Here is a 24,716-nt window from a genome sequence, read left to right as displayed (position 1 = left end):
ATTAATCATTCTTTGCAGGATGATTAATAGTACCGAGGGGTTTTTATTTATTTTTCTTGTGAACGCGTTGTTTCAAAACATCCTGCCAATCGATAAAAGGGTAGATGTTGTTTTTCTTCGCCTGATCGTCAAAAGCAGCCTGAAGTTCTTTTAATTTTTCAGGATTTTTTTTGGCTAAATCGACTCTTTCGTTAAAGTCAGTATTTAGATTGTATAATTCCCAAACATCATTGTCGTAGGTACTTGGTCCTGTATTTTTAGCCAAAGCGCCATTATCAACGATATCAATAAAATCAGGATGATGAGGTGCTGCAGCTTTCCATCCGTCTTTGTACAAAGCTCTTGATCCAAAAATATAATAGTATTGAATTTTATGTCTTGAAGGTGCTTTTGCATCAGCGTAAGAATACGCTAGTGAAGTTCCTTGAATCGAATCCTGAGCAATTCCGCGTATTTCTTTTGGGGTTGTAATACCAACAGTTTCCAGAGTGGTTGGTAAAATATCAATTACATGACCGTATTGATTACGAATTCCGGGAGTTTTTATTCCTTTTGGATAATACACAATCAACGGATTACGTGTTCCGCCTTCAGAATGTGCATCTTGTTTCAGATTTCTAAACGGTGTATTTGCCGCCAATGCCCATCCGTAAGGATAATTTCCTTCAACAGCTTCAGGAGTTCCCATAAGATCAATTTTCGCAAGATTTTCTTTTACAGCATCTTCTTTTGTACCATTTCCGAATAATTTTTTCAATAAAGGCTGATCGATAGTTCCAGATCCTGTTCCTTCTTTACTAGCTCCGTTATCTCCTAAAACAATGTAGAAAACAGTATTATCTAACTGATTTATTTCTTTCAGATGATTTACGATTCGGCTTACTTCGTAATCGGTATATTCAAGATATCCAGCGTAGATTTCCATAAAACGGGCATATAATTTCTTTTCATCCGGAGACAAAGTGTTCCATGCTTTTACGTATGAATCGCGCGTTGGCAATTTGGCATCAGCCGGAATTAAACCTAATTTCTTTTGGTTGGCAATTACTTTATCGCGGTAAACATCCCAGCCTTCATCAAATTTACCTTTGTATTTGTCGCTCCATTCTTTAGCCACCTGATGCGGAGAATGTGTTGCTCCCGGCGCATAGTACAAAAAGAAAGGTTTGTTTGGCGCTGCAGTTTTTTGGCGATCGATATAAGTAATGGCTTTATCAGAGATTAATTCACTTAAGTGTTTTCCTTTTAAATCAGCTGTAAATTGATTTTTAGATTTATCATTTCCTGCATTATTTAGTCTCGTATTTCCGTTAAGCCAAGTTTGATCTTCAACCAAATCGGGATTATACTGATCGGTTTCTGAACCTAAGAATCCGTAGAAATGGTCGAAACCTTTTCCGGTTGGCCATCTGTCAAACGGTCCGGCATCTGTAGCATCTTCGTCTGGCGTGACACCATATTTTCCAACGGCAAAAGTGTTGTATCCATTGTCGCGTAAAATCTCAGCAATTGTTCCTGCCGAAGACGGGATTCTACCATCGTATCCGGGAAATCCAGCCGACATAGCCGTATGCGAAAATCCACCTACGTGAACGGCGTGTGCATTACGACCTGTTAATAATCCTGCACGGGTTGGTGCACAAATTGCAGTGGTGTGAAAGTTGGTATAACGTAAACCATTATTGGCTAAATTCTCAAAAGTGGGCGTATTGATCAAACCTCCAAAAGCACTTGTAGCTCCGTAACCAACATCATCCAGTAAAATCCAGACAACGTTTGGCGCACCTTCGGGAGCTTTTACAGGATCTGGCCAATATTCTTTAGAATCTGCAAGGGTTTTGCCAATTACACCTTTGTAATTGGGATCTGGTTTTGATTGCCCAAAACTTAATTGGGCGACTATTAATGCCGTAATCAAAAGCCCTTTATTAGGACTTTTGATTGCAATATTATTTTTAAACTTTTTCATTTTATATATTTTTATGTTTATTACTATTCTTTAGAAAATTTCTGTTAGGCTACACTGATGATTATTTTATTTTATTCCAATCTTCGACACCTACTTTTACGGACCATTGCTGATGTAATTCAATCAGGGTTTGGAGTAATTTTGGTTCGGATTTTGCCAGGTTTTTGGTTTCTGTCCGGTCGGTGACAAGATTGTACAATTCCCAAGGCTGATTGTTTTCGGCTATAGCTTTCCAATCACCTTTTCGTACTGCTTTACTGCCTTCATGTTCCCAAAACAAAGCTTCATGAGCATCAGATTGTTGTCCTTCAAATTCTTTTTTTAAGCTAATACCTTCTAAAGCTGTCAGACTTTTTCCTTGAAAAGAATCGGGATATTGAATACCGGCATACTCCAAAAGAGTTGGAAAAATATCGATCAAATGACTTACTCTGTTGCTTTGTGTTCCAGCCTTAATGTGTTTTGGATAATAAGCAATAAAAGGTGTCGCAATTCCGCCTTCGTGGGTGTTCTTTTTGAATAATTGAAAAGGCGTATTGCTCACATTTCCCCACGGACTTTCGTAACTGTCAATCGAAGCAACTGATCCTGGTGTTCCATTTTTTTGTGTAACATAATTCCAGTTTTTCACATCATCGGCACTTCCGCCATTATCCGAAAGGAAGAGAACAAGCGTATTATCTTCTTCACCCAAAGATTTCACTTTCGTTAGGATTTCTCCAATTCCGGCATCCATTCGGTCGACCATAGCGGCGTAAATTGCCATTCGCGTATCCCATTTGTCTTTTTCTTCGGCACTTAGTTTTTCCCAATCGGGTACTTTTTCAAAACGATTTGATAAGTCCCAGTTTTTATCAATGATTCCCAGTTCTTTTAATTTCTTAAAACGACTTGCTCTCAATTGATCCCAGCCTTCTAAATATTTGCCTTTGTATTTTGCAATATCTTCGGGCAATGCCTGAATGGGCCAATGTGGAGCATTATAAGCCACATATAGAAAAAAAGGCTGTTGCTGATTGCGCTGTTTTTCTAAAGAATTAAGCGCGAAATTGGTAATTTCCTGGGTGAGATAGGTAGAAGTATCGGTGCGGATAATTTCTTTATCTCCTTTCATAAAAGTGACTTTTCTTCCGTCGTTATACAAAGGCTGTGAGTTAAAATAACTACTTCCATTGTTTTGTAAAGTAAATGAATCATCAAACCCCCGATTCACCGCCCAGGCCGATGGTACAAGACCAACGTGCCATTTTCCAGAAACAATAGTATTGTATCCTGCCTGTTTTAGTGCTTGCCCAATTGTGATACAATGCTCGTTTAAATATCCCTGATAGGCAGGAAATCCTTTGTCCTGAACCATATCTCCAATACCTGCCTGATGCGGATACAATCCCGTGAGCAATGACGCACGGGAAGGACAGCAACGTCCGGCATTGTAAAACTGCTTGATAATAAGTCCGTTTTTAGCGAGCTTATTCAGGTTTGGAGTTTTAATTTCTGAGCCAAAAGCACCAATATCTGAGAAACCTAAATCATCTGCCAAAATGACGATGATGTTAGGTTGTTTCTTCTGTGCAAATAGCTGAAATTGTACAACAACCAATAGGGCGAGAATGAACAGTTTTTTAATCATTTTATTTATTGGTAATTAGAGCTTTGATTAATAACCAGGGTTTTGTGGCAATCCTACGGGATCAAAACTTCTTTCGCTTTGCGGAATCGGATATAGGTTATTTCTTTCTGTAACAGAGTTTTTAGCCGTTACTTTTTTCACTTCGGTAACAAGGGTTCCCCAACGAACCAGGTCAAACCATCTTTGTCCTTCCTGAACAAATTCTTTTTTACGTTCTTCCTGAATGGCTGCCCTAAAAGTAACTTGTGTTAATCCCGCTAAATCGATAGTTGCGTCTGGGGTTGCAATTGGTTTTGCAAAAGCTCTTCGTCGTACCTGATTGATTAGTTCATAAGCTTCCGGAGTTGGCGCACCTTGTTCGTTTATCGCTTCTGCCAATGACAATAAAATATCTGCATAACGGATAATTGGAAAATTGATAGCGACATTTCCGGGTGTTGCCAAATTGGTAAAATCGATATATTTTTTGAAAATTGGTTTCGGGAAAGTATATGTATTTGCTGTACCGGTAATAGGTAATGTTTTAGCATAACTTACATCTCTTCTTGTATCTCCCGGAGCATATATGTCATAAAACAAAGCTACATCTGAGACAATATCTGCCGGTTCTGTTGCTGTGTAACCAATGAATGATGTGGCTTGAAAATTATTTCCGCTTGATCCGTTTCCTGCCTGATTTGCTTCGAACTGAACAGAGAATATATGCTCTTTTCCGTTCTTTTTGGTTTTATTAAAGATATCAGCAAAACTTTCGAAAAGCGCATATCCGTAACCGCCATTGATTACTTCTCTGGCTTTTAATATAGCGTTTGGATAATCTTTTCTTGTCAGGTATACTTTGGTCAAAATCGCTTTTGCAGCTCCTGATGTTGCGCGTCCTGCATCACTTGCAGGATAAGTTGCCGGTAAAGTTTCAGCGGCATTTAAGTCTGAAATAATTTGTGTGTATACTGCGTCTACAGTTTCTCTTCTTGACTTTAAACTTTCTAATTTTATAGAAGTTGGTTCGTGCAATACAATCGGAACTCCGCCCCAAAGACGAACTGCCTGAAAATACAACAAGGCTCTGATGAATTTTGCTTCATTGATTAATCTTGTTTTTACAGCTTCTGTACCCGCTACTTTAGGTATATTATCGATAGAAACATTCGCTCTGTTTATTCCGTTATAGATTTGTCGCCAGGCAACCTGAACACGATCATTTGTAGCATCATGAGTCAGATTACTCATCGCTCTTACCTGAGGATTCGTTGCAGAAACTCCCGCTGATGCATAATCAGATCCCATATCTGTTAAGAAATAAAGGTTTCGACCAAATAAGCTCTGTTCTCCCGGATCAAGACTTAACGAGGCATAGGCAGCAGTTACGCTGGCAATAGCATCATCTTGTGTTTTAAAGTAATTATCTTCGGTTACAAAAGAGGTTGGTGTTACCTCTAAATCTGTGCATGATGCAAATAAACCGGCACTTAATAGTATTGTTAGTATGATCTTTTTCATTATGTATATTTTTTACTTAGAAAGTTACGTTCAGGCCGGAAATGAATGTTTTAGAATTTGGATAAGAGCCAAAGTCAATTCCAGGATATAAGTTGTTTTGTTCGTATGAACTTACCTCCGGATCATAACCGGTATATTTTGTCCATGTAATTAAATTTTCGGCAGAGATATAGAATTTAATACTCTTTGTTCCTAATTTTTGAGAAAGGCTTTTAGGCAATGTGTACCCTAAAGTGATTAATTTTAATCTTAAAAAAGAAGCATCTTCTACATAACGTTCTGATACGATTCCCAGAGGAGAACTTGTTGCTCTTGGAATTTCATTGCTTGGATTCGTTGGAGTCCAGCGGTCATCTAGTGTAACATTAGCATTAGTTCCCAGTGTAGAAATTTCTAATTGTTGGTTTAATGCATTAAAGACCTTTCCGCCATAAGAACCCTGAAAAGAGAAATTAAGATCGAAATCGTGATAAGAAACCGTGTTATTGAAACTTCCGACAAATTTAGGCTGTGAGCTTCCAAGATTTCCTTTGTCAGCAGCTGTAATTACGCCATCGCCATTTGTATCTACATATTTTCTGTCACCTACTTTTGTGTTGGCTAAACTGTTAATCTTAGGCTGCGTATTTACTTCTTCCTGAGTCTGGAAAATTCCGTTGGTTTTATATCCCCAGAAAGTTCCTAAAGGCAATCCTACTTTTACAGTTACAGGTTGTTGTTGCAATAAAGAACCATTTGGCACTACAGGAAAAAACTGATCTACACCGTTTCCTATAGAAACTACTTTATTTTTGTTGGCAGAGAAGACAAAATTAGAATTCCAGGAGAAATTCTCTGTTTTGATGTTTTCTGTGATCAAACCAACTTCAACACCTTTATTTTCAACACCACCAATATTTTGAAGAACTGTAGCATATCCTGAAGTTAATGGTACTGGGACATTAATAAGCAAATCATTTGTTTTTTTGTAGTAAACATCAAACACAAAGTTTATTTTTCTGTCTAATAAAGACAAATCTAAACCCACGTTGTATTGATTTGTTTTTTCCCATTTCAAATCCGGATTTGCCAGTCGGGTAGGAGCTAGTCCCGTGTATAAAGTACCTCCAAAAGAATAATTTACAGAACCCATTGCAGGAAGAGAAAGGTAGTTGCCAATCTCTTGATTTCCTGTTGTTCCGGCTGTTATTCTAAGTTTAGCTTCAGTTACACCTTTTATGTTTTTGGCAAAATCTTCATCCGTAATATTCCATGAAAATCCTGCTGACGGGAAATATCCCCATAGCGATTCAGAACCAAATCTTGACGAACCATCTGCACGGGCAGAAAGCGTTAAATTATATTTTCCTCTATAAGAATAATTTATTCTGGTCAACCATGATTTTAATACACTTTCGAATGCATCGCTGTATGGTTTTACCGCAACACCATCCTGAAGTGCATTATAAGTGTTGGCATCATTTACAAAAGTATTGGCGCCGGCATTTACAACTTCACCCTGAGTGTATTGAAGTGTATATCCTCCTAAAACTGAGAACTTATGGTTTTCGCCAAAAGTGGTATTGTAGTTCAGAGTATTTTCATTTAGTACAGAACTTACCAATCTGTCTCCAACAGATGCTAACCCTTTTGTTCCAGCACCTGTTGTAGTAGTTGCCGGAGCATAATAATTTTGTTTTGTATTAATTACGTCACCACTCACGGCAACCTTTGCAACCAGTTTTTTGGTTATTTTATATTCACCAAATAAGCTGGTCAAAATTCTATTAATTTTAGTTTCATTGGTCGTACTTACCAAATCGTTTATAGGGTTTGGTATTATACCATTAACCGCTGTTGCGTAAGGATTGTTTGTTAAATTATAACTTCCGTCAGCATTTTTAATTGGTACTACTGGCGGTTGATATAAAGCAACAACTAAAGGACTTGGTGATCTTCCGGCTGTAGCTCCTCCATTGGTTCCTACACCATTTGAAACTGAATTACTGTAGTTGGCATTGACACCAAATTTAAAATTCTGGGAATAATTTCTTTCGTAGTTAACACGTAGAGAAATTCTTTTGAAATCAGAAGCAATCACAATTCCATCCTGTTGAAAGTAACCTGCCGAAACTGCGTATCTTGATTTTTCATCTCCTCCTGAAAATGATAATTGATGATTTTGAACCGGTGCAGCAGTTCTAAAAAGAGCATCTTGCCAGTCATAACTTCCGGATGTTTTAAAAGCTTCTATTTGTGCAGCCGAAAAAGACGGAGCCTGTCCAATACTTGCCTGAACGTCATTGCGTAAGCTTGCCCATTGGCTGGCATTCATTAAATGTAATTTTTTCGAAACATTCTGAAACCCAAAATAACCCTGATACGAAATATTATCCTGTCCTTTTGTACCTTTTTTGGTAGTGATGATTACAACACCATTTGCACCACGAGATCCATATATTGCAGTTGCAGACGCATCTTTTAATACTTCGATAGATTCAATATCGCCGGGATTTATAGTAGACAATACATTGATTGATGAACCGGCGTTTGAAACTCCCGCTGTACCATTATTATTGTCATTATAAATCAATATTCCGTCTACTACATAAAGTGGTTCATTACCCGCAGTAATCGAATTTCCTCCTCTAATACGTACACTTGAAGAAGCTCCGGGACGTCCTGAACTTTGCGTAACTACCACTCCGGCAATTGCGCCCCGTAATAAATTATCTGCAGATGAGGTAACCTGAGCTAAATTTGCTTTAGGTACTGAAGCTACAGATCCTGTAATGTCTTTACGTTTTTGAGCACCGTAACCCACAACTACTAACTCATCTAATTCCTGACGTTCTTCTTTTAGATGAATTGTAACAGGATTTTTGTTTACAACTATTTCCGCTTTTTTGTATCCAATGTAAGAGACAATCAATGTATAAGGAAATTTTTGACCGGTCTGAAAATAAAATTTTCCTTCTGCATCCGTCTGAACACCGTGAGTTGTTCCTTTTATATTTATTGAAGCTCCTATAATAGGTTGATTTGTAATATCATCGACTACAGTTCCGTCAAGCTTAGATTGAATAAGTGGGGTTGTATTTTGGGCATTAATTCCGGCTGATAACAACAGGATAAAAAGCAATGAGTATATTTTTAATTTTTTTTTCATTTCTTTGTATTGGTTTAAGTAATTAACAAGGCACCTTGAAAGTTGAATTTTCAACTCTCTAATGGGATTCTTGATTTAGTGATAAATGTTCTTTAAGCCTTGCCATTTCTGTTGCCGCAGAAATGGCTTTTTTTATTTACAGCAACAATTTTGTATCTTTTTCATTTTAGTTTTTATTAGTTATTAGTCGTTTTTCTTTTTATTATATAAGTATAGTTTCAAGAATCCTTTCGACACAAATTATGTGTTAAACAGACTTTTGTAATTTCAGTAAATAATCTTGAGGTGTTTTTTTATAAGTTCGTTTTTAAATCGATTCGATAGGAGAGAGGAATCGAATGCAAACGAAAAAATTGCCAGGAATTAGCAACAGAAGCACATATAACAAAATGTGTTATAAGTATTTTTTTTAGAAAAAATGTGATACAATATGCTTTCGGTTGTTTTCAAAATATAATTCTTTAGGTTTTTAAATATTTTTATACTCTACTAATCCTATAGACAAAGTTAATTTTATTGTAATAATATCCAAAAAATAGTTTAGTTTTTTTTAAAAATAGTTAATTTTACTTTTTTTTAAGTGTAATTATTTTTATTTAAATTATTGAAAATCAATTATTTGTAATGTTTTTATTTTGTGTTGTATATGTTAAATAAGTCTTTTGAAAAGGATTCAAAATGTAGTATTTTACACTTAATTTTCTAATTTTTAAATCCTTAGCTATTCTAAAAACAGAACAAAAACGTCGAGCATATGCCATTTAGTCATCTGAAACGAGTTTTTTTAACAAAATATTGATTTTCAAAAAAACATAAAAATGGAATAAAATTAAATGCTCATCAATCACAAAATTTTTTATAATTGAGGAAAGACAATTTTATAATTTGTTTTTTAAATTAATTGGTAACTAGTTATTTACTATTATTGTTTTTTTTACTTTTATCACGTTAATGGTTTTATTATCAGTTGTATATATGTAATATTGAAAAATATGAACTGAGGATAAGAGAACTTCAGTACGTTATTCTGGAAGTATATGAGTAATTAAGCTTAAATTTATATTCTTTAAAAAATTTTAGATTATTAATGAATTCAATTAAGTAAAAATACTAGTATTTGTAATACGTATTTTTTGCTTGTATATAAAATAGCAAACCATGATTCAAGTCGAAGAAGCCTTATCAATTATTGCAGAGAATAGCACTAGAATACTGGTCCAGAAAATCCAGATGCATAAAGCGCTGGGATATATTTTGGCTGAAACGGTTTATTCTCCAATTGCAATGCCACCCTTTCGGCAATCATCGATGGATGGGTATGCTTTTATTCATAGCGAAAAACATCAATATGATATTGTAGGTACTATACAGGCTGGTGATCATTCAAAAATAAAGCTTAAAGAAAACGAAGCAGTGCGAATTTTCACAGGCGCTTTTGTACCTAATAATGCTGATACTGTAGTGACGCAGGAACATGTAATGGCTAATGAAAATTCTATTTTGATTACCATAATGCCGGAGCAACATACAAATGTTCGCAATAAAGGAGAACAAATTGGTGAAGAAGAAGTTGTTCTTAAAGTAAATACGCTGATTACTCCTGCAGCAATTGGTTTTTTAGCCTGTTTAGGTATTACTGAAATTTCAGTTTATAAAAAACCTACGGTTGCCATTTTGGTAACTGGAAATGAATTGGTAGAAGCCGGTAAGAAATTGCCAAAAGGAAAAATTTACGAAAGCAATTCGGTAATGTTGCAAGCTGCGCTTCAAACGATTGGAATCAAAAAAGCGAAAGTTTATAAAGTAAAGGATGATCTAAAAGCGGCAAAAAAAGCCCTGAAAGAAATTCTGAATAAATATGATATTGTTTTAGTCTCAGGAGGAATTTCTGTTGGAGATTATGATTTTGTCAAAGAAGCTTTATTGGAAAATGGCGTTCAGGAACTTTTTTATAAAATCAATCAAAAACCTGGAAAACCAATGTTTTTTGGGTCTAAAAATGAAACCTTAGTTTTTGCTTTGCCTGGAAATCCTGCTTCATCGCTAACTAATTTTTATATTTATGTTTATCCGGCGATCAAAAACAGAATGGGTTTTTCAGACATTCATTTAAAGAAAATAGTTCGAAAATTACAAGATGACATTCTAAATACAACAGGAAAAACATTGTTTTTAAAAGCCTTATATGATGAAACTCAGGTTAGGGTTTTAGAAGGCCAGAGTTCAGCAATGCTAAATACTTTTGCTATTGCCAACAGTTTATTAATTGTTCCGCATGATGTAGAATCGATCAAAAAAGGAGAGTTGGTGACTTTATTGCCGATAGGGTAGATTTTAGAGAATAGAGTAAAGAGAATAGAATAAAGAGAATAGAGGATAGAGGATAGAATAAAGAAGAAAAAGTGTAGAATGCGGTATGTAAATTTAAACATATAGCATAAACCTGAAACAAAAAAAACTGAAACAAAGAAAACCTGAAACAAAAAAATAAACCTGAAACTTGAAACAAAAATTAGTCATGGAAACATTAGCTGTATTTATTCTTTGTGGAGGAAAAAGTTCTCAAATGCAATCGGAGAAAGGATTAGTTCTGTTTCAGAATAAACCATTTATTGAACATATTATCAAGGCGATTTTACCAATATCAGAAAACATTAAGCTGATAACAAACAATAAAGAATACGATTATCTGACGTATCAAAAAATACCGGATATAATTTTAGACAAAGGTCCGTTAGGTGGTATTTACACAGCTTTGTCAAATTCAGAAACAGAATTTAATTTGATTCTAAGTTGTGATATTCCCTTAATCTCGACCGAATTATTATCTGAATTAATTGCAAAACATAATCAGGAAGCTCAAATCACTGTTTTTGCATCTGAAAGCAGAATGCATCCGTTAATTGGAATTTATTCTAAAAAAGTAATACCTGTTATCAAAAGTGCAATTGATAATGACGATTTAAAAATGACGAATTTAATAGCGAACGTTCCGCATCAAGTCATCACAATCGAAGAAAGTGAAAACTTTCATTTGACTAATATTAATTCGGCAGACGAATTGAACGATCTGAATATCAATTTAAGTTAATGTTATGCGAAATTTAAAGACACCAAAATTAACGATTGTAGGTGCAGGACCGGGTGATGCCGAATTGATTACACTAAAGGCGATAAAGACTTTAGAGAATGCTGATGTAGTATTATACGATGCTCTTGTTAATGAAGAATTATTGCAATATGCGGTAAAAGCAGAAATTGTTTTTGTGGGTAAACGTCTGGGATGTCACGCTTATACGCAGGATCAGATTAATGAATTGATTGTTTCGATGGCTAATCGTTACGGTCATGTTGTACGTTTAAAAGGTGGAGATCCTTTTATTTTTGGAAGAGGAAGTGAAGAGATTGAATATGTAGAAAAATTTGGAGTAGAAACAGAAATCGTTCCGGGAATTTCCTCTGCTTTAGGTGTACCGACTTCCGTTGGGATAAGCCTGACAGAGCGTTTGGTATCAGATAGTTTTTGGGTCATTACAGGAACAACTTCAAATCATGAATTATCTAAAGATATTAATTTAGCTTCAAAGTCTAATGCAACGGTTGTGATTTTAATGGGAATGCACAAATTAGATGAGATTATTTCCATCTATCAGAAGAACCGAACAGATGATTTACCAATTGCGATTATTCAAAACGGAACTAAAAATACAGAACAAAAAGTGACAGGGAGAATAAGTACGATTAGTAAATTGGTATCAGAAAATAAAATTTCATCTCCCGCAATTATTGTAATTGGCGAAGTTGTGAAAAACACTTCAGGATTGAATTCTTATGTTAAAGAGCATCTTGATGATGAATCATCCCGATAGCGATGAGGGCACGAGGTCCAAAATCCAAATTCAAAATTTATCGCAATAATTATTTTTGCTTAGTGCAATAGATAATGCCCACCAAAAAAAAGGTTCAACTTTATAAGTCAAACCTTCTTTCTAAATTATTTCTTCTTTTTTGCTTTTGCCTTTTTCTGAGACTTAGCTTTCTTTTTTGCTATTTTTTTCGCTTTTGCTTTATCCTTAGCTTTTTTTGCTTTTTCTTTTTTCTTCGCAGTAGCTTTTTGTTTCGCTTTTTTAGCTTTCTCTTTCTTTTTGTCTTTTTTAGCTTTTTCTTTTTTCTTGGCTAATTTCTTTTTCTCTTTTTCCTTGTCTTTGTCTTTCACTTTTTTCTTCTTTTTATCTGTTGATTTATCTTTTTTATCTTTTCCTGTTATTTCGGTTGCTTTATCAGTTTTGTTTTCTGATGGCTGTTCTTTCTTTTTTTCTTTGATTGTAACTTTTGGAGTTGTTATTTCTTCTGTTTTCTCAATGGCAGCCGGAGTAATTTTTCTTGCAGGAGCCTTTTGAACTGTCGATTTAGGCGTAGTTGTTGTTGCACTTTTTACAGCAGGTCTTACGGGAGTTTTTGTTACCGTTGGTTTTGCCACTACTGGTTTTACCGTTGGTGTTGCCGGTTTTGCAGCTGCTGTCTTAGCAGGAGTTGCTTTACGAACCGGTGCTTTTGCAGGTGCTGGATTTACAGGTTTTATGTTTTCTGCAACAGGCTTGCTGTTTTCAGATGTTGGTGAATCAATTTTCTCAGGAGTGGTTTCTGTGGGTTTGTTTTCCATATTAATGCGCTTTTAGATGTAGATATTATTACAAATGTGACTAAATTGTTAATTTACAGTTAAGTAAATATAATCATTAAATAAACTCGCCAATGTTAAGTTTTTCAATAAATTTATAAATTAACGTATTGAATGTTAGTTATTTGAAGTGTATTGGAAATATAAAAGATAAAATCTCTTAACAATTTCACTAAACAAAATTGTAAAATAATGCAGGGAAGTTTGTTTGAAAACTGAAAAGCGTATGGGAAGTAAAAAAGTCAAATGAATTGAATGCAAGGAGAAAATTCATTTTTGTAGAGACACGCAAGAGCGCGTCTCTACATCGGTATAATTATTTTTTTAATGCAACAAATCGAATTACAGAGCCTTTTCCGTTATGGAATAATCCTTCATTCAATTCAATCTCTTTCTCTTCTAACACGATGATTTCATAATTAGGAAAATCAGCTTTTATTTCTTCGATAGAAAATAAAGATTCAATATCTTTTGGTCCACCCACTTTATCATTAATCGCAAGATATTCTAAGTGTTTTTTACTAAAAGCTTCAAAAATAACTACTCCGCCTTTGCGTAAATATTGGTCAAGTGTTTTATGAATAGAAGATTTAATTTCTGCGGGAAAGTGTGCATAAATCAGGGCGATAGCATCAAATTGGTTGGGTTGATAATTCAGCGTTTCTAATACTCCAACCTGAAAATCAATTTCAACCTTGTTAGCTTCAGCCAGTTTTATTGCCTTGTTTTTTCCTTCGGCACTAATGTCAAAAGCAGCAACCTTCCAGCCCAATTGTGCTGCAAAAACAGCATTGCGGCCTTCGCCTTCAGCAGGGAAAAGAATGCTTCCGGGTTTTAATTTTCCCAGTTGTTCTTTTAAATAATTGTTGGGTTCCGTACCGTAAGCAAATTCTTCGCTGCTGTAGCGGTCATCCCATCTATCTTTCCAGGAGTTGTTCATGGTTTTATTTGTATTTTGAATAGTACAATAGCCTTAAATATTTTAAAAAGGCTAAAAAAAGGAATTCTTTTCTAAATCAAATATACCCAAATTAAAAAATAAAAAATATTACCATAAAACAAAAAAAACATCCTTTTCAAAAGAAAAAAAAGGTGAATTATAATATTTAGATTTAAAAAATATCTATTTCTTCTATCTAAAAATTCCTGGATTTACAGAAATCATTAGCCAGGTCCAATTGTTGGTATGACCGGCATATCCGGGAGCTTTTAAAACTTCTCAAGTTTTTAGTGGTCTTTTTTTGTTAATTTAAAATCATGAAATATGTTCAAACACATTAATGAAACTATAAACCATAGTAGGACTTATTCAATAAATAAAATCTGAACGTTTTATAATGGTTAAAAACGAAAATGAACTTAAAATATAATTAGGTACAAATACGTAATTTTATACTAAGGAATATTCAGAAGCTTTATTCGAAAGTTCCATTAGATTCTTCACTTTTAGTTTTTTCATCAGATTAAAGCGATGCACTTCAGCAGTTCGTTTGCTAATATTTAGTGCTTCGGCTATTTCTTTGTTTCCTTTTCCTGATAATAAGAGAGTCAGGATCTCTTTTTCTCTTCTGGTAATCATCATTTGTACACCAGAATTTTGTTTGGGTTCCAGAGCTCCGGAAGAACCTGTTAACTGACGAATAAGAATAGAAGAAACATCACCACTAAAATACTTTCCACCTGCTGCAACTGTATGTAAAGCCTTTAGGAATTCCTCCTTACTTGAACCTTTTAGTAAATATCCGTCTGCTCCGGCTTTTAGTGATTTTAGTACATACTCCTCAGTATCGTACATAGAAAGCATTATAATTTTTATCTTATTGTTTTGAGCCCTAAGTTTTTCGATGACCTCAATTCCATTTAAGTTCGGCATCTTAATATCCAGAATAAGTAAATCCGGAACGGTTTCGTTTATTACTTTAATAGCATCGATACCATCAATAGCTTCACCTACAACCTTTATATTTATTTCATTTTCCAGTAATGATTTTACACCATCTCTCACAAATACGTGATCATCTGCAAGGACTATTTTAATAACATTATTCATGAATTACTTATTTTTAATTCTCACTATTTACGTATAATTACCTATAGATAATACGCTAATGTACTTATTTTATATATTTGAAATAAAATTAATTGTAAAATAAGTAAGTGAAATATTATTTTTCAGTAAATAAATTAAGTTTATAAACCTAAAGACGCTTTTATCAAATTTAAGTTTTCTTCAGAATAATTAATCTTTAATGCTTCCTGATGTCCTTTGTCAGACATTTTATCCCAGGTTTTTTTAATGATGTTTTTTAGTTTTTCTTCGTCGTGTTTGTGCACAAAAGGATCCAGGTAATATCCTAAAAAAACTAAGCAAATAACATCTTCAAGTAATTGTGTTTCTACATCTTTTTTAAGTAATTTCTTTTCGATCAAAAAAGAGACACGATCTGTAAATTCAGAAGCATATCCGGCTTTTTCTAAAATTGCTGCGGTAGTTTTAGCATGAAATTTTTTAAGTTCTTCCCTCCATTTCAAGTAACCAACACGATCCATTGGGTACGATTCCCGGGCCACTTTCCATCTGCAAATATGCTGCGCTTTAGAAGCAATCTGCACTTCTTCAGAAGCTTCAGGTTCAAATTGCATTAGTCTTTGATACATCCTGTTCGAATATAATAATTCCTTTGGATATTCAATATTCTGGTCGATTTCGATGTTTGGATCTTGTGCGTTTTCGGTATCGATCCACTCGCTTGCTTTTTGAAAAGGTGTCTTCATTTTTTGGTAAGATAATAGATTTCAAATATACATAATTAATCTCTAAAGCTTATGTATACTTTAGTAGCACAGGTTTTATTCATTCAATATTCAAAATAAAATATTCATTCTAAAGTATGAAAAAATAGTACCATGGATAATTTCTATAGAATTCAGAGTATTTATTTTTAAGTATGTTTTGATCTTAAAATTTTAATAAAGTGTGTTATTTTTCTTAAATTTGATAGTATTCAATTTCTAAAAACATATCTCATGAAAAAACTTCTTTTACTAATGTTATTATCTTCTTTGATAATAAGCTGTAAAATAGCGATAAATAAAAATCCAGATACAAAAGAAACTACTTCAGAATACGGAACTCAGGAAGATCAAATGAAGTATTATTTTACTGCAACCGGCAACGAGCCTTTTTGGGCATTAAAAATGGGGACAGAAAATATTGAGTTTACATCATTAATCTCGGGGAAAGAGAAACTTATTTTTCCTGCAACTGAAGCCATACGAGCAATGGATGCTAATGTAAAAATGTACAAAGTCAGTAACGAAACATCAAGTGCGACAATTTCGATTCAGCAATTAGAATGTCAAAATTCAATGTCAGGAGCAATTTCGCCTTATAAAGTGTCGATTGAAATTAAGAATAATTCGGAACTTGAATTAAAAAAACTGGACGGATGTGGTAATTATAATACAGATTATCGTCTTCATGATATCTGGGTTTTAGAAGAGCTAAACGGATTCAAAGTCTTTTTAACAGATTTTCAAAAAGAACTTCCAAGAATCGAAATTAATGCTGCAGAAAATAAATTTATGGGTTACGGAGGTTGTAATGCAATTAGTGGCAGTATTTTTTATGAAAAAGACGTACTCCGATTTTCCAAAGTTATTTCGACTATGATGGCTTGTGCACCCGGAAATAAAGAAGATCAATTTATAAAAGCACTTCAAAATACCACCACATATTCTTTTGGTGATAATCGATTAACGCTTTCTAATCCTTCAGGTAAACTTTTGGTTTTTAGAAAAGTAGATTAGTTTTTTTTGATTTTCATCGCTAGTTCCGTGGAGTAACAAACTATACGATGAAATCAAAATAATATAGAAATCCGTGTAATTCTGCGTTTTCGCTTTAGCGAATCCGTAAAATCCGTGTGCCATTTCGTATTACTATTCCAGTTCTTTAGGATCTTCATTCTCTTCTTCAATAAAATCAAGTTCCAGAGCTCTCACCGTTTGAACAGCATTTCCGGCAATACCACGAATAGATCCGTACATTCCTAACGTATTATGAACGACTTTTTCGATTTGTTTTTCACGTTGCTTCCAAATACGCTGCATCGCTCTTTTTTCAGAATCAAGATCGCCTTGCATTTGCGTAAAACCTTCTACAATTCCTTCAATTTGCAAACGGAATTCGTTACTTGTTAGAAAATCATATAACATCGACATTTTGTCGCCTTTGTTTTCCTGCGCCTGAACAGCCTGACTTACTTGTATCAGAGATTGACGCAAAACCGCGCTTAAACCTTTAAATTCTTCATAAGTACAAATCCAGATTCCGTCGCGCATTCCCATTCTGTCCAGTCCTGCCGGCATAACCTCAGTTACTAAAACACCAATATTGGCTCTTTTAGTTCTAATGTCATTTTTGAATTTCTCAATCCACGCAGGCTGAAAAGCTTTTGTACGCTTGCTTTCGTAATAAATTGAACCACAATTTTGTAATTCCCTGGTATTTACAATCTGAAGACAATCAGCACCGTTTGCACCTTTTTTGATTTCGTCGATAGTATCAAGCGGAAAATTATTTGCCAACCATTCTTCGATTGCTAATTCCATTACTTCGCCTTGCAATTGCATAGATCCTTGTTCCTGCTTGCGTTTCATTTCTTCAATCAGCTTTTTTTGATCGTCAGATTGTTTTTGGTATTCTTTTATTTTTAGTTCATTTTTTTCTTCTTCCTGTTTGCGGATTTTGTCCCGTTCTAAAACCAAAGTAGCATTGAGTTGTTTTTCAGCTTCAGCCTGAATAGCATCTTTCATCTCCAGTTTCTCCCGTTGAAGTTTAGCAATTTCTCCTTGCATTTTACTTAGATCGCGAAGTTTCTCAGATTTTTCAGAAAGTTCTTTTTCCATCGAAAGCAAACGATCCTTATTTTCTTCGTCTAGTTTTGTTTTTAGTTTTTCGGTAATTTCTTTTTCGGCAACTTTTTTCTCACGTTCTAAACGTTCTGCAAAAAGTTCGTTTTCGTGTTTCTTTTTGGCTTCAAATTCAGTTTTGGCCTTTTCAAATTGCTCGTTCTTAAGTTCAAGTTCTTTTGTCTGAGCATTCGTTTTTTGTTGAAATTCTTTGCGGATACTATCTTCTAACTGATGTTTTAAAATATCATTTACATCGATAGTTGTTCCACAATTTGGACACTTAATTGAAGATTGCTCCGCCATTTTTATTGATTTTATTGAGTAGAATTATAATCTGCTAAGGTATTTAAAAATTGAGGTTTTTTTGTCACGAATTCCCTGAATTTTAGTTAATATTGTATAGTTGCTTAAGCGCTAAGAATTAATTTTAAGCCACAGATTATAAGGGGCATAATGATTTTTGCTCATTTTATGTCATTTTGACGAAGGAGAAATCACACTCGAAATTCGACAAAGATTGACACTTTTAGCAACGGAATAACTACTGTGATTTCTCCTTCGTCGAAATGACAAACTTACTTAAACCTAAAGAAACTTTGCGACTCTGGACCTTTGCGAGATTACTTTATAGTTTACAATTTAAAGATTTCTTTTAAGTAATTTTTACGGATTTCCTTCGTTTTAAAAATTTGAGGCAAACTTATTTCTTAGAAAGATGCAATAGAAAATCAACGGCCACTTTTGTAATTTCAGAATCATCTTCTTTCGATGTAATCAATGAAACATCCGTAAACAAATTGACCTTTTTTAATTCGATAAAACCTATTTCCAAATCTTGATTATTCTTCGCAATATTTGATGGAACAATCGAAATCCCGAGACCATTTTTGACCAATTGTACAATCGAATTGATGTTGTTTGATTCATGAACTACCTTTGGCGTAAAACCATAAAAAGCACAAAGTTCAAGTAAAACTTCATGGTAATGCGGTGCGTAATTTTTATTAAAAAAAACAAAAGTTTCGTCTTTTAAATTCGGAATTTCTTTCTCTGAATTAATTTGAATTAAACTTTTATTATAGACAACCGAAAAACCATCACGAAACCATAATTGCGATTTTATTATGGGTGATTTTATTGGAGACCGAATAATTCCTAAATCTATTTTTCCTTGTTCTAATGCCGATATTTGTTTGGTTGTTGAAATCTCAAATAGTTTGAAATTCACATACGGAAATTCGGCTTTCAGATGTTGTATCAATTCTGAAATTACGCTTGAATAAATTGAACTGATATAGGCGATTCTAAAATCTCCGGAAACATTTTTAGCAATTTTTTGTGTTTTGATTGTAATGCGTTCGAGATTCTGAAAAAGTTCTCGTACTTCTTTTTCAAAATATTTCCCGGATTCGGTCAATTCAACTTTTTTATTATTTCGATTGAATAAGCGCGCCTGAATTTCTTCTTCCAATTCGATAATTTGTCGGCTCAAAGGAGGTTGAGAAATAAAAAGTTTCTCAGCAGCTTTGGTAAAGTTTAATTCTTCGGCTACAGCCAAAAAATATTTTAAGTGACGTAATTCCATAAATACCTATTAAGTATTAATAATTGACAAAATAAGTATTTTTGAAGTATATATGAAAGATATACTTTTACTAAAAAAATATTAGGTCTACGGGTTTTACGGATTGGACTGGTTTGTGCGGATTTTTTGTATGTTACGTAAAAGTTCGTTCGCCACGAATTTCACGAATTTTCGCGAATTACTTATTTTTAAGTTTGTGAAAATTAGTGGCAAAAAAAGGTAGAAACTATGAAAAAAAAATCCATAAAAATCAGTTTAAACCCGCGTCATCCGTGTGCTAAAAAAACTCATGCTAAATAATTATATGATGAAAAAATCAACTATTGATGAAATCAGAGAACGTTTTGATAATGATGTCGAACGATTTTCGAATTTAGAAACGGGACAAGTCGCTACAATTGACGCTACGATCTCATTAGAATTAATTACGGAAGCTTCTAAAAGAATTGTTCCTCATGCCAAAACTGTTTTGGATATTGGATGTGGAGCGGGAAATTATACTTTGAAAATGTTATCGAAAGTTAGTAATTTGAATTGCACATTGGTCGATTTGAGTTTGCCAATGTTAGACAAGGCTTTTGAAAGAGTTTCAAAAGAAACTGACGGAAGGGTAGAGGTAAAGCATGGTGATATTCGTGAGGTAGATTTACAGGAAAATCATTTTGATATTATTTTGGCGGGAGCAGTTTTGCATCATTTGCGTGATGATCAGGATTGGGAAAGTACTTTTACTAAAATATTCAAATTGTTGAAACCCGGTGGATGTTTTATGATTTCGGACTTGATTACACAAGATACTGAATTGTTAAACGAATATACCTGGCAGCGTTATGGAGAGTATTTAGAAGGAATTGGAGGTGCAGAATACCGTCAGAAAGTATTGGATTATGTAGAGAAAGAAGACACACCAAGATCAATGAATTACCAATTGGATTTGATGAAAAAGGTAGGGTTTTCAAGTGTAGAGATTTTACACAAGAATATGTGTTTTGGCGCTTTTGGCGGCATAAAATAGTATTACAAAGTTTGCCACGAATTCCACGAATTCCACGAATTCCCACCAATTTTTATTTTTTGGATTATCCAATTGAATATTTTAATTAGTGAAAATTGGTGGAATTTGTGGTAAAAAAAATTATAGTATTTGTACTGTTTTGTAAACCTGAATAGGAGCAGAAACAAAACTTTCGCTTTTTGCGATGAAATCAAGTAAATAAGGTTGATTGTTATGTATGTCAAGACCTGGCTGATCTTTCCACTCCTCCCAGATAATAAAAACATGATCAGCATGATGAAGGTCGTAACGAACGCATGCGGCTTCTTTTCTGGTCTCAGTAACGAGGTGATTTAACATGCTTTGTAGTTGTTCCTTATTTTCTGGTTTACTTTTAAAGAGGGCTGTAATTGAAATCATGATTATAAAGTTTTAAAGGTTTGTTCTAAATGTTTGGTATAGTTTTTCTTAAAGATATCAATATTTTCTGCAGTAGCACCTTTTTCGACATCGTGAAAATGGAATCCGTCCAGTTTTTCCATACCTGTAAATTTATTCATTTTATGAAAACCAAACATAGCGCCATCATCTACAGATGTTTCTTCGAAGAATTCTCCCGGAAGTGTAAATGCTGTTGCAGGCGCATTCCAACTTGTGGTTAACATGTATTTGCGTCCGTGTAATTGGCCGCCGGTTCCGTAATTAATGTCTGGATTTGTTCTGCTTCTACCGTCGCTTCTGTAAATTCCTTTGTTGTGTCCGGCTGTAAAAACGTCGTCGATGTATTTTTTGAATTGGTTTGGTAACTGAAACCACCAAACCGGTGTGTGATACACGATAACATCTGCCCAAACGAATTTTTCTACTTCTTTGTCTAAGTCGAAATCTTGTTTGATGTCGGTGGTTTTAATTTCGAATTGCTTGCTGTTGGTTAAGTATTCGATTGTCCAGTTGGTAACGGTTTCGTTGAATTTTCCGCCTGAGTGCGCAAAATTTTGACTTCCGTTGATGATAAATATTTTCTTCATATCGTAAATGTTCTTTTATATTTTGTTTTGTGTGAGGGATAGAAGTGAAAATCCTTTTTTATAAATTTTTTCTATTTATAAAAAAGATTGTAACGAATAGCCCGATTAGCCGCGGCGAACACACCCTAATTATTTTTATTGTTGAGTGTAATTTTTTAAACACATAGAAACATAGGTTTTTTTGTTTGCTTTTAAAAGGATTCAAAAAAGAAACTAGTTTCTAACACATACCTATGTTTGTTTAAACAAGTGAAACGCCTTTCTATATTTCTATTGGCTATGTTTCTATGTGTTTAAATATTTTGTGACTAGTATTATTTTAGTTTTGAAATTGCCTGATTGATGAAATCTAATTCTGAAATCGATAAATCAAAATCCATTGTTTTTGCGTTTGAAATGGCTTGTTCTGCGTTTCTTGCTCCGGCTAAAACAATTGTGATTCCTTTTTGTAAAGTTGTCCAGCGTAAAACCAATTGTGAGATTGAAATGTGTTTTGCATTCGCCAATGAACTCAATTCTTCGACTAGAGTTTTTACTTTTTGAAGATCAAACTGACCAAAATATCCGTTTCTGTGATCGTTGTCTTTTAGTTTACTGTCTGTGAAATATTTTCCGGTCAATAAACCTCTTTCCATTGGGCTGTAAGCTATGATTCCGATGTTTTCTGTGGTTGTGTATGGTACTAAATCTGATTCGATACCGCGATTTAGCATGCTATACGGAACTTGGTTGGATGCCAATCGAATTGTTTTTTGTGCTTCCTGAAGTTGCGAAAGGCTATAATTACTTACTCCGGCTGCCCTGATTTTTCCTTGTTGGATTAAGGTTTCAAGTGTTTCCATAGTTTCATGGATTGGAGTTGTAGCGTCTGGCCAGTGAATTTGTAATAAATCGATATAATCAGTTTGAAGACGTCTTAAGCTATTTTCGACTTCTTTTATTATACTGCTTTTTGATGCGTATTTGTAAACCGGGATTTGTTTTCCGTTGTCATCGGCATCAAAAAAGAATTCTCCTTTTCCGTTGTTGCTTCCGTCCCAAACCAAACCAAATTTGGTTAACAATTGTACTTTTGATCTGTCTTTTGTTTTTAAGGCTTCACCAATCATTTCTTCGCTTAAACCAAATCCGTAAAAAGGAGCAGTGTCGATTGTGGTTACGCCATGATCGATTGAAGCGTGGATAGAATCGATTGAATCTTTCTTTTCGTTTCCGCCCCACATGTTCCCGCCAATAGCAAATGCTCCGTATGTAATAGTTGATAATTCAAGTTCTGTATTGCCTAATTTTCTATATTCCATAATATTATATTTTAATGCTTAAAAATTGTTTAGCAAAATTATACCATTTTTAAGACTATTAATTTGTATATATTTGTCTTTTTTATGTAAATTTGTAGCCGAATTAATAAAGACTATCATGAAAAAAGAAAATTTATACGAGCCGTTTACCGTTTCCTTTGAAACTCTGGATGAATATCCTGATGTTGGGGATCGTCATAATTTCTTTGAATTGGTATATATTCTGGGAGGAACAGGAAGGCAATGTATCAACAAGAATGTTTTTGAATATGATGCGGGACATATGTTTTTATTGACGCCTGAGGATTGTCATAACTTTACGATAGAGAAGGAAACGAAGTTTTTCTTTTTGAGATTTAATGATATCTATTTGAAAAATTCGAGTCTGCAGAATGAGAATATTCAGCGTTTAGAATATATTCTACAAAATGCAAATCATCAGCCGGGATGTATTTTAAAAAATGAGGCAGATAAATGTTTGGTAAAAGTGATGGTTGAGGCTATTATTAGAGAACATGAGAATAAGGATGTTTATAATAAAGAATTGATTCAGCAATTGGTGAATACTTTGATTATTGTAGTAGCGCGAAATATTGCGAAGTACTTGCCGGAACAGGTTAATATTGGCTGTGAAGCCAAAGCAATGGATATTTTGCAATACATCCAGAACAATATCTATTACCCTGAGAGAATAAAAGCAGAATCGCTCAGTGAATATTTTGGTATTTCGAATACATATTTAGGGCGTTATTTCAAGAAACACGCTAATGAAACGATGCAGCAATATATCAGTAATTATAAAACAAAACTGATTGAACATCGTTTGCAATTTAGCGATAAGCGAATCAACGAAATTGCGTATGAATTTGGTTTTACGGATGAAAGCCACTTTAATAAATTCTTTAAGAAACAGAGAGGGAATAGTCCTTCGGAGTTTAGGAAAGTGATACGTGTTAGTGCATGATAATGGCACACGGATGACGCGGATTCGCAAGCGAAAACACGGATTATCGCGGATTTTTTATAATAGATTAAAGAATAAGTACTTAAAGACGAATTACATTAATTTGCACGAATTTTTTTGCCACCGATTTTTGCGACGCAAGTTCGTTATCATCTCGGGTACAAATTAAAAGAATTTTTTAATCTGTGTTAATTTGTGAAATTCGTGTTTAAATTATTTTTTTTATTACTCTAAGTGTATGTGTGTGTTTATTCAATTCAGCATTGTAAATTCCTAAATGGTCCAGACGGTCGATACGTACTTTTCCACTTGCGTGAATGATGTAATTATTGTCCATTATAATACCAACGTGTGTGATGTTTCCTTCGTCATTATCAAAAAAGGCTAAATCTCCTGCTTCACTTTCTTCGATAAAGCTTAACGCTTCACCTTCAAGAGCTTGCTGTGAGGCGTCGCGATGTATTTTGTATCCGTTTAGTTTGTAGACCATTTGCGTAAAACCGGAACAATCGATTCCAAAAGGTGTTTTGCCGCCCCAAAGGTAGGGTGCGTTTAAATACATAAAAGCGGTATTTATTAAAGCGCTTTTTGGTTTTGTGCCACTAGTTTTTGTGCCTTCGAAATCAAAGTTAGAAGTATTTATTTCGTTATTATTCAAAAAGGATAATGATGCACCAAGCGGAATCGGTAATAATAAATTTTCCGGCGCACTGATATAATCAATTAGATCAGCATTAAGAATAATCGCTTCTTTGCTTAACTGATTGAAATTTGCTTCAGAAATAATTTGGTACTGTTTAGAATCTACCCAACCTTCGTAGTCATCATATTGCATTCTTATTCGGGCCCATTGATTTTGGCGTTCTAAAATCTCGAGATGTTCGCCAAACAAAAGTTGTGTAACGATTTCACTTCTGTCACTTGGCTCAGATCGAACGGGTACTATAGCTAGATTGCAAATTCCGAACATTTAGGGTAATTTATTAGTTGAAATTCAGG

At 34.2% G+C, this 24,716-nt stretch carries 20 protein-coding genes; 6 read left to right on the top strand and 14 right to left on the bottom strand.

All coding sequences use genetic code 11. The annotated features are described in order from the left end of the window. Positions 1-43 precede the first annotated feature (43 nt). The 4 genes from QLQ94_RS22090 to QLQ94_RS22075 form a co-directional block, all read right to left on the bottom strand. Positions 44-1,969 carry an arylsulfatase gene (locus QLQ94_RS22090; protein WP_482498554.1) on the bottom strand — a complete coding sequence of 642 codons (1,926 nt, stop codon included), beginning with the start codon at positions 1,967-1,969 and terminating at the stop codon, positions 44-46. Between the two features lie 61 nt (positions 1,970-2,030). Continuing rightward, the gene (locus QLQ94_RS22085) at positions 2,031-3,599 is read right to left on the bottom strand and encodes an arylsulfatase (RefSeq protein WP_482498552.1); all 1,569 of its coding nucleotides are present in this window, start codon (positions 3,597-3,599) and stop codon (positions 2,031-2,033) included. Positions 3,600-3,626: 27 nt separating this feature from the next. After that, the gene (locus tag QLQ94_RS22080; protein ID WP_482498550.1) at positions 3,627-5,099 is read right to left on the bottom strand and encodes a RagB/SusD family nutrient uptake outer membrane protein; all 1,473 of its coding nucleotides are present in this window, start codon (positions 5,097-5,099) and stop codon (positions 3,627-3,629) included. Between the two features lie 16 nt (positions 5,100-5,115). Beyond that, the gene (locus tag QLQ94_RS22075; RefSeq protein ID WP_482498548.1) at positions 5,116-8,247 is read right to left on the bottom strand and encodes a SusC/RagA family TonB-linked outer membrane protein; all 3,132 of its coding nucleotides are present in this window, start codon (positions 8,245-8,247) and stop codon (positions 5,116-5,118) included. A 1,158-nt stretch (positions 8,248-9,405) separates the two neighbouring features. Here QLQ94_RS22075 and QLQ94_RS22070 point away from each other — a divergent pair. The 3 genes from QLQ94_RS22070 (at position 9,406) to cobA (ending at position 12,116) form a co-directional block, all read left to right on the top strand. Then, positions 9,406-10,578 (top strand): molybdopterin molybdotransferase MoeA, encoded by a 1,173-nt coding sequence (locus QLQ94_RS22070; RefSeq protein ID WP_271335711.1) that lies wholly within the window; start codon positions 9,406-9,408, stop codon positions 10,576-10,578. Positions 10,579-10,765: 187 nt separating this feature from the next. Beyond that, the gene (locus QLQ94_RS22065) at positions 10,766-11,338 is read left to right on the top strand and encodes a molybdenum cofactor guanylyltransferase (protein ID WP_271335712.1); all 573 of its coding nucleotides are present in this window, start codon (positions 10,766-10,768) and stop codon (positions 11,336-11,338) included. 4 nt (positions 11,339-11,342) lie between these two features. Beyond that, entirely contained in the window at positions 11,343-12,116 is a 774-nt protein-coding gene (gene cobA, locus QLQ94_RS22060) for a uroporphyrinogen-III C-methyltransferase (protein ID WP_271335713.1), read from the top strand. Positions 12,117-12,241: 125 nt separating this feature from the next. On the opposite strand, the gene QLQ94_RS22055 is transcribed toward cobA, so the two are convergent. The 4 genes from QLQ94_RS22055 to QLQ94_RS22040 all read right to left on the bottom strand — a co-directional run bounded on the left by QLQ94_RS22055 (position 12,242) and on the right by QLQ94_RS22040 (position 15,703). Further along, positions 12,242-12,910, bottom strand: a complete 669-nt coding sequence (locus QLQ94_RS22055; RefSeq protein ID WP_427401997.1) for a hypothetical protein — start codon at positions 12,908-12,910, stop codon at positions 12,242-12,244. Between the two features lie 334 nt (positions 12,911-13,244). After that, positions 13,245-13,868 carry a class I SAM-dependent methyltransferase gene (locus QLQ94_RS22050; protein ID WP_427401998.1) on the bottom strand — a complete coding sequence of 208 codons (624 nt, stop codon included), beginning with the start codon at positions 13,866-13,868 and terminating at the stop codon, positions 13,245-13,247. 450 nt (positions 13,869-14,318) lie between these two features. Further along, complete coding sequence (locus QLQ94_RS22045) at positions 14,319-14,978, bottom strand: response regulator (RefSeq protein ID WP_271335716.1); 660 nt, start codon at positions 14,976-14,978, stop codon at positions 14,319-14,321. A 140-nt stretch (positions 14,979-15,118) separates the two neighbouring features. Then, a complete protein-coding gene (locus QLQ94_RS22040) occupies positions 15,119-15,703 on the bottom strand; it encodes a DUF4202 domain-containing protein (RefSeq protein ID WP_271335717.1) in 585 nt (194 codons plus the stop codon). 252 nt (positions 15,704-15,955) lie between these two features. Between QLQ94_RS22040 and QLQ94_RS22035 the strand changes: the two genes are divergently transcribed. After that, complete coding sequence (locus QLQ94_RS22035) at positions 15,956-16,738, top strand: META domain-containing protein (RefSeq protein WP_427401999.1); 783 nt, start codon at positions 15,956-15,958, stop codon at positions 16,736-16,738. Between the two features lie 132 nt (positions 16,739-16,870). Here the strand turns inward: QLQ94_RS22035 and QLQ94_RS22030 are convergent, their stop codons facing one another. Together QLQ94_RS22030 and QLQ94_RS22025 are read right to left on the bottom strand one after the other, a co-directional pair. After that, positions 16,871-18,148 (bottom strand): DUF2130 domain-containing protein, encoded by a 1,278-nt coding sequence (locus QLQ94_RS22030; RefSeq protein WP_482498544.1) that lies wholly within the window; start codon positions 18,146-18,148, stop codon positions 16,871-16,873. 397 nt (positions 18,149-18,545) lie between these two features. Continuing rightward, positions 18,546-19,430: a LysR family transcriptional regulator gene (locus QLQ94_RS22025; RefSeq protein ID WP_482498543.1), complete on the bottom strand. Its 885-nt coding sequence runs from the start codon at positions 19,428-19,430 to the stop codon at positions 18,546-18,548. A gap of 289 nt (positions 19,431-19,719) precedes the next feature. On the opposite strand from QLQ94_RS22025, the gene QLQ94_RS22020 reads away from it, so the two are divergent. Beyond that, positions 19,720-20,445, top strand: coding sequence for a class I SAM-dependent methyltransferase (locus QLQ94_RS22020; protein ID WP_427402000.1), 726 nt, complete (start codon positions 19,720-19,722; stop codon positions 20,443-20,445). A 120-nt stretch (positions 20,446-20,565) separates the two neighbouring features. Here the strand turns inward: QLQ94_RS22020 and QLQ94_RS22015 are convergent, their stop codons facing one another. The 3 genes from QLQ94_RS22015 to QLQ94_RS22005 form a co-directional block, all read right to left on the bottom strand. Beyond that, complete coding sequence (locus tag QLQ94_RS22015) at positions 20,566-20,844, bottom strand: putative quinol monooxygenase (RefSeq protein WP_271335722.1); 279 nt, start codon at positions 20,842-20,844, stop codon at positions 20,566-20,568. Between the two features lie 2 nt (positions 20,845-20,846). Further along, positions 20,847-21,452, bottom strand: coding sequence for an NAD(P)H-dependent oxidoreductase (locus QLQ94_RS22010; RefSeq protein ID WP_482498541.1), 606 nt, complete (start codon positions 21,450-21,452; stop codon positions 20,847-20,849). A 314-nt stretch (positions 21,453-21,766) separates the two neighbouring features. Then, on the bottom strand, positions 21,767-22,753 hold the full coding sequence (locus tag QLQ94_RS22005; RefSeq protein WP_271335724.1) for an aldo/keto reductase: 987 nt from the start codon (positions 22,751-22,753) through the stop codon (positions 21,767-21,769). A 118-nt stretch (positions 22,754-22,871) separates the two neighbouring features. Between QLQ94_RS22005 and QLQ94_RS22000 the strand changes: the two genes are divergently transcribed. Beyond that, positions 22,872-23,717, top strand: coding sequence for an AraC family transcriptional regulator (locus tag QLQ94_RS22000; protein WP_271335725.1), 846 nt, complete (start codon positions 22,872-22,874; stop codon positions 23,715-23,717). Positions 23,718-23,925: 208 nt separating this feature from the next. Here QLQ94_RS22000 and QLQ94_RS21995 read toward each other — a convergent pair whose 3' ends face one another. Then, positions 23,926-24,687 (bottom strand): C40 family peptidase, encoded by a 762-nt coding sequence (locus QLQ94_RS21995; protein ID WP_271335726.1) that lies wholly within the window; start codon positions 24,685-24,687, stop codon positions 23,926-23,928. Positions 24,688-24,716: the final 29 nt, after the last annotated feature.

Source organism: Flavobacterium sp. B114r, from assembly GCF_056824125.1.
The sequence above is the reverse complement of the archived record's forward strand: the minus strand, read 5'-3'. Positions and strand labels throughout refer to the sequence as shown.

Bases quoted from the DNA above. Each gene is read 5' to 3' on its own strand.
- QLQ94_RS22000 (WP_271335725.1), top strand. From the start codon at position 22,872: ATGAAAAAAGAAAATTTATACGAGCCGTTTACCGTTTCCTTTGAAACT.
- QLQ94_RS22070 (WP_271335711.1), top strand. From the start codon at position 9,406: ATGATTCAAGTCGAAGAAGCCTTATCAATTATTGCAGAGAATAGCACT.
- QLQ94_RS22065 (WP_271335712.1), top strand. From the start codon at position 10,766: ATGGAAACATTAGCTGTATTTATTCTTTGTGGAGGAAAAAGTTCTCAA.
- QLQ94_RS22025 (WP_482498543.1), bottom strand. From the start codon at position 19,430: ATGGAATTACGTCACTTAAAATATTTTTTGGCTGTAGCCGAAGAATTA.
- QLQ94_RS22045 (WP_271335716.1), bottom strand. From the start codon at position 14,978: ATGAATAATGTTATTAAAATAGTCCTTGCAGATGATCACGTATTTGTG.
- QLQ94_RS22085 (WP_482498552.1), bottom strand. From the start codon at position 3,599: ATGATTAAAAAACTGTTCATTCTCGCCCTATTGGTTGTTGTACAATTT.
- QLQ94_RS22050 (WP_427401998.1), bottom strand. From the start codon at position 13,868: ATGAACAACTCCTGGAAAGATAGATGGGATGACCGCTACAGCAGCGAA.
- QLQ94_RS22055 (WP_427401997.1), bottom strand. From the start codon at position 12,910: ATGGAAAACAAACCCACAGAAACCACTCCTGAGAAAATTGATTCACCA.
- QLQ94_RS22090 (WP_482498554.1), bottom strand. From the start codon at position 1,969: ATGAAAAAGTTTAAAAATAATATTGCAATCAAAAGTCCTAATAAAGGG.
- QLQ94_RS22010 (WP_482498541.1), bottom strand. From the start codon at position 21,452: ATGAAGAAAATATTTATCATCAACGGAAGTCAAAATTTTGCGCACTCA.
- QLQ94_RS22035 (WP_427401999.1), top strand. From the start codon at position 15,956: ATGAAAAAACTTCTTTTACTAATGTTATTATCTTCTTTGATAATAAGC.
- QLQ94_RS22005 (WP_271335724.1), bottom strand. From the start codon at position 22,753: ATGGAATATAGAAAATTAGGCAATACAGAACTTGAATTATCAACTATT.
- QLQ94_RS22020 (WP_427402000.1), top strand. From the start codon at position 19,720: ATGCTAAATAATTATATGATGAAAAAATCAACTATTGATGAAATCAGA.
- QLQ94_RS21995 (WP_271335726.1), bottom strand. From the start codon at position 24,687: ATGTTCGGAATTTGCAATCTAGCTATAGTACCCGTTCGATCTGAGCCA.
- QLQ94_RS22080 (WP_482498550.1), bottom strand. From the start codon at position 5,099: ATGAAAAAGATCATACTAACAATACTATTAAGTGCCGGTTTATTTGCA.
- QLQ94_RS22030 (WP_482498544.1), bottom strand. From the start codon at position 18,148: ATGGCGGAGCAATCTTCAATTAAGTGTCCAAATTGTGGAACAACTATC.
- QLQ94_RS22015 (WP_271335722.1), bottom strand. From the start codon at position 20,844: ATGATTTCAATTACAGCCCTCTTTAAAAGTAAACCAGAAAATAAGGAA.
- cobA (WP_271335713.1), top strand. From the start codon at position 11,343: ATGCGAAATTTAAAGACACCAAAATTAACGATTGTAGGTGCAGGACCG.
- QLQ94_RS22040 (WP_271335717.1), bottom strand. From the start codon at position 15,703: ATGAAGACACCTTTTCAAAAAGCAAGCGAGTGGATCGATACCGAAAAC.
- QLQ94_RS22075 (WP_482498548.1), bottom strand. From the start codon at position 8,247: ATGAAAAAAAAATTAAAAATATACTCATTGCTTTTTATCCTGTTGTTA.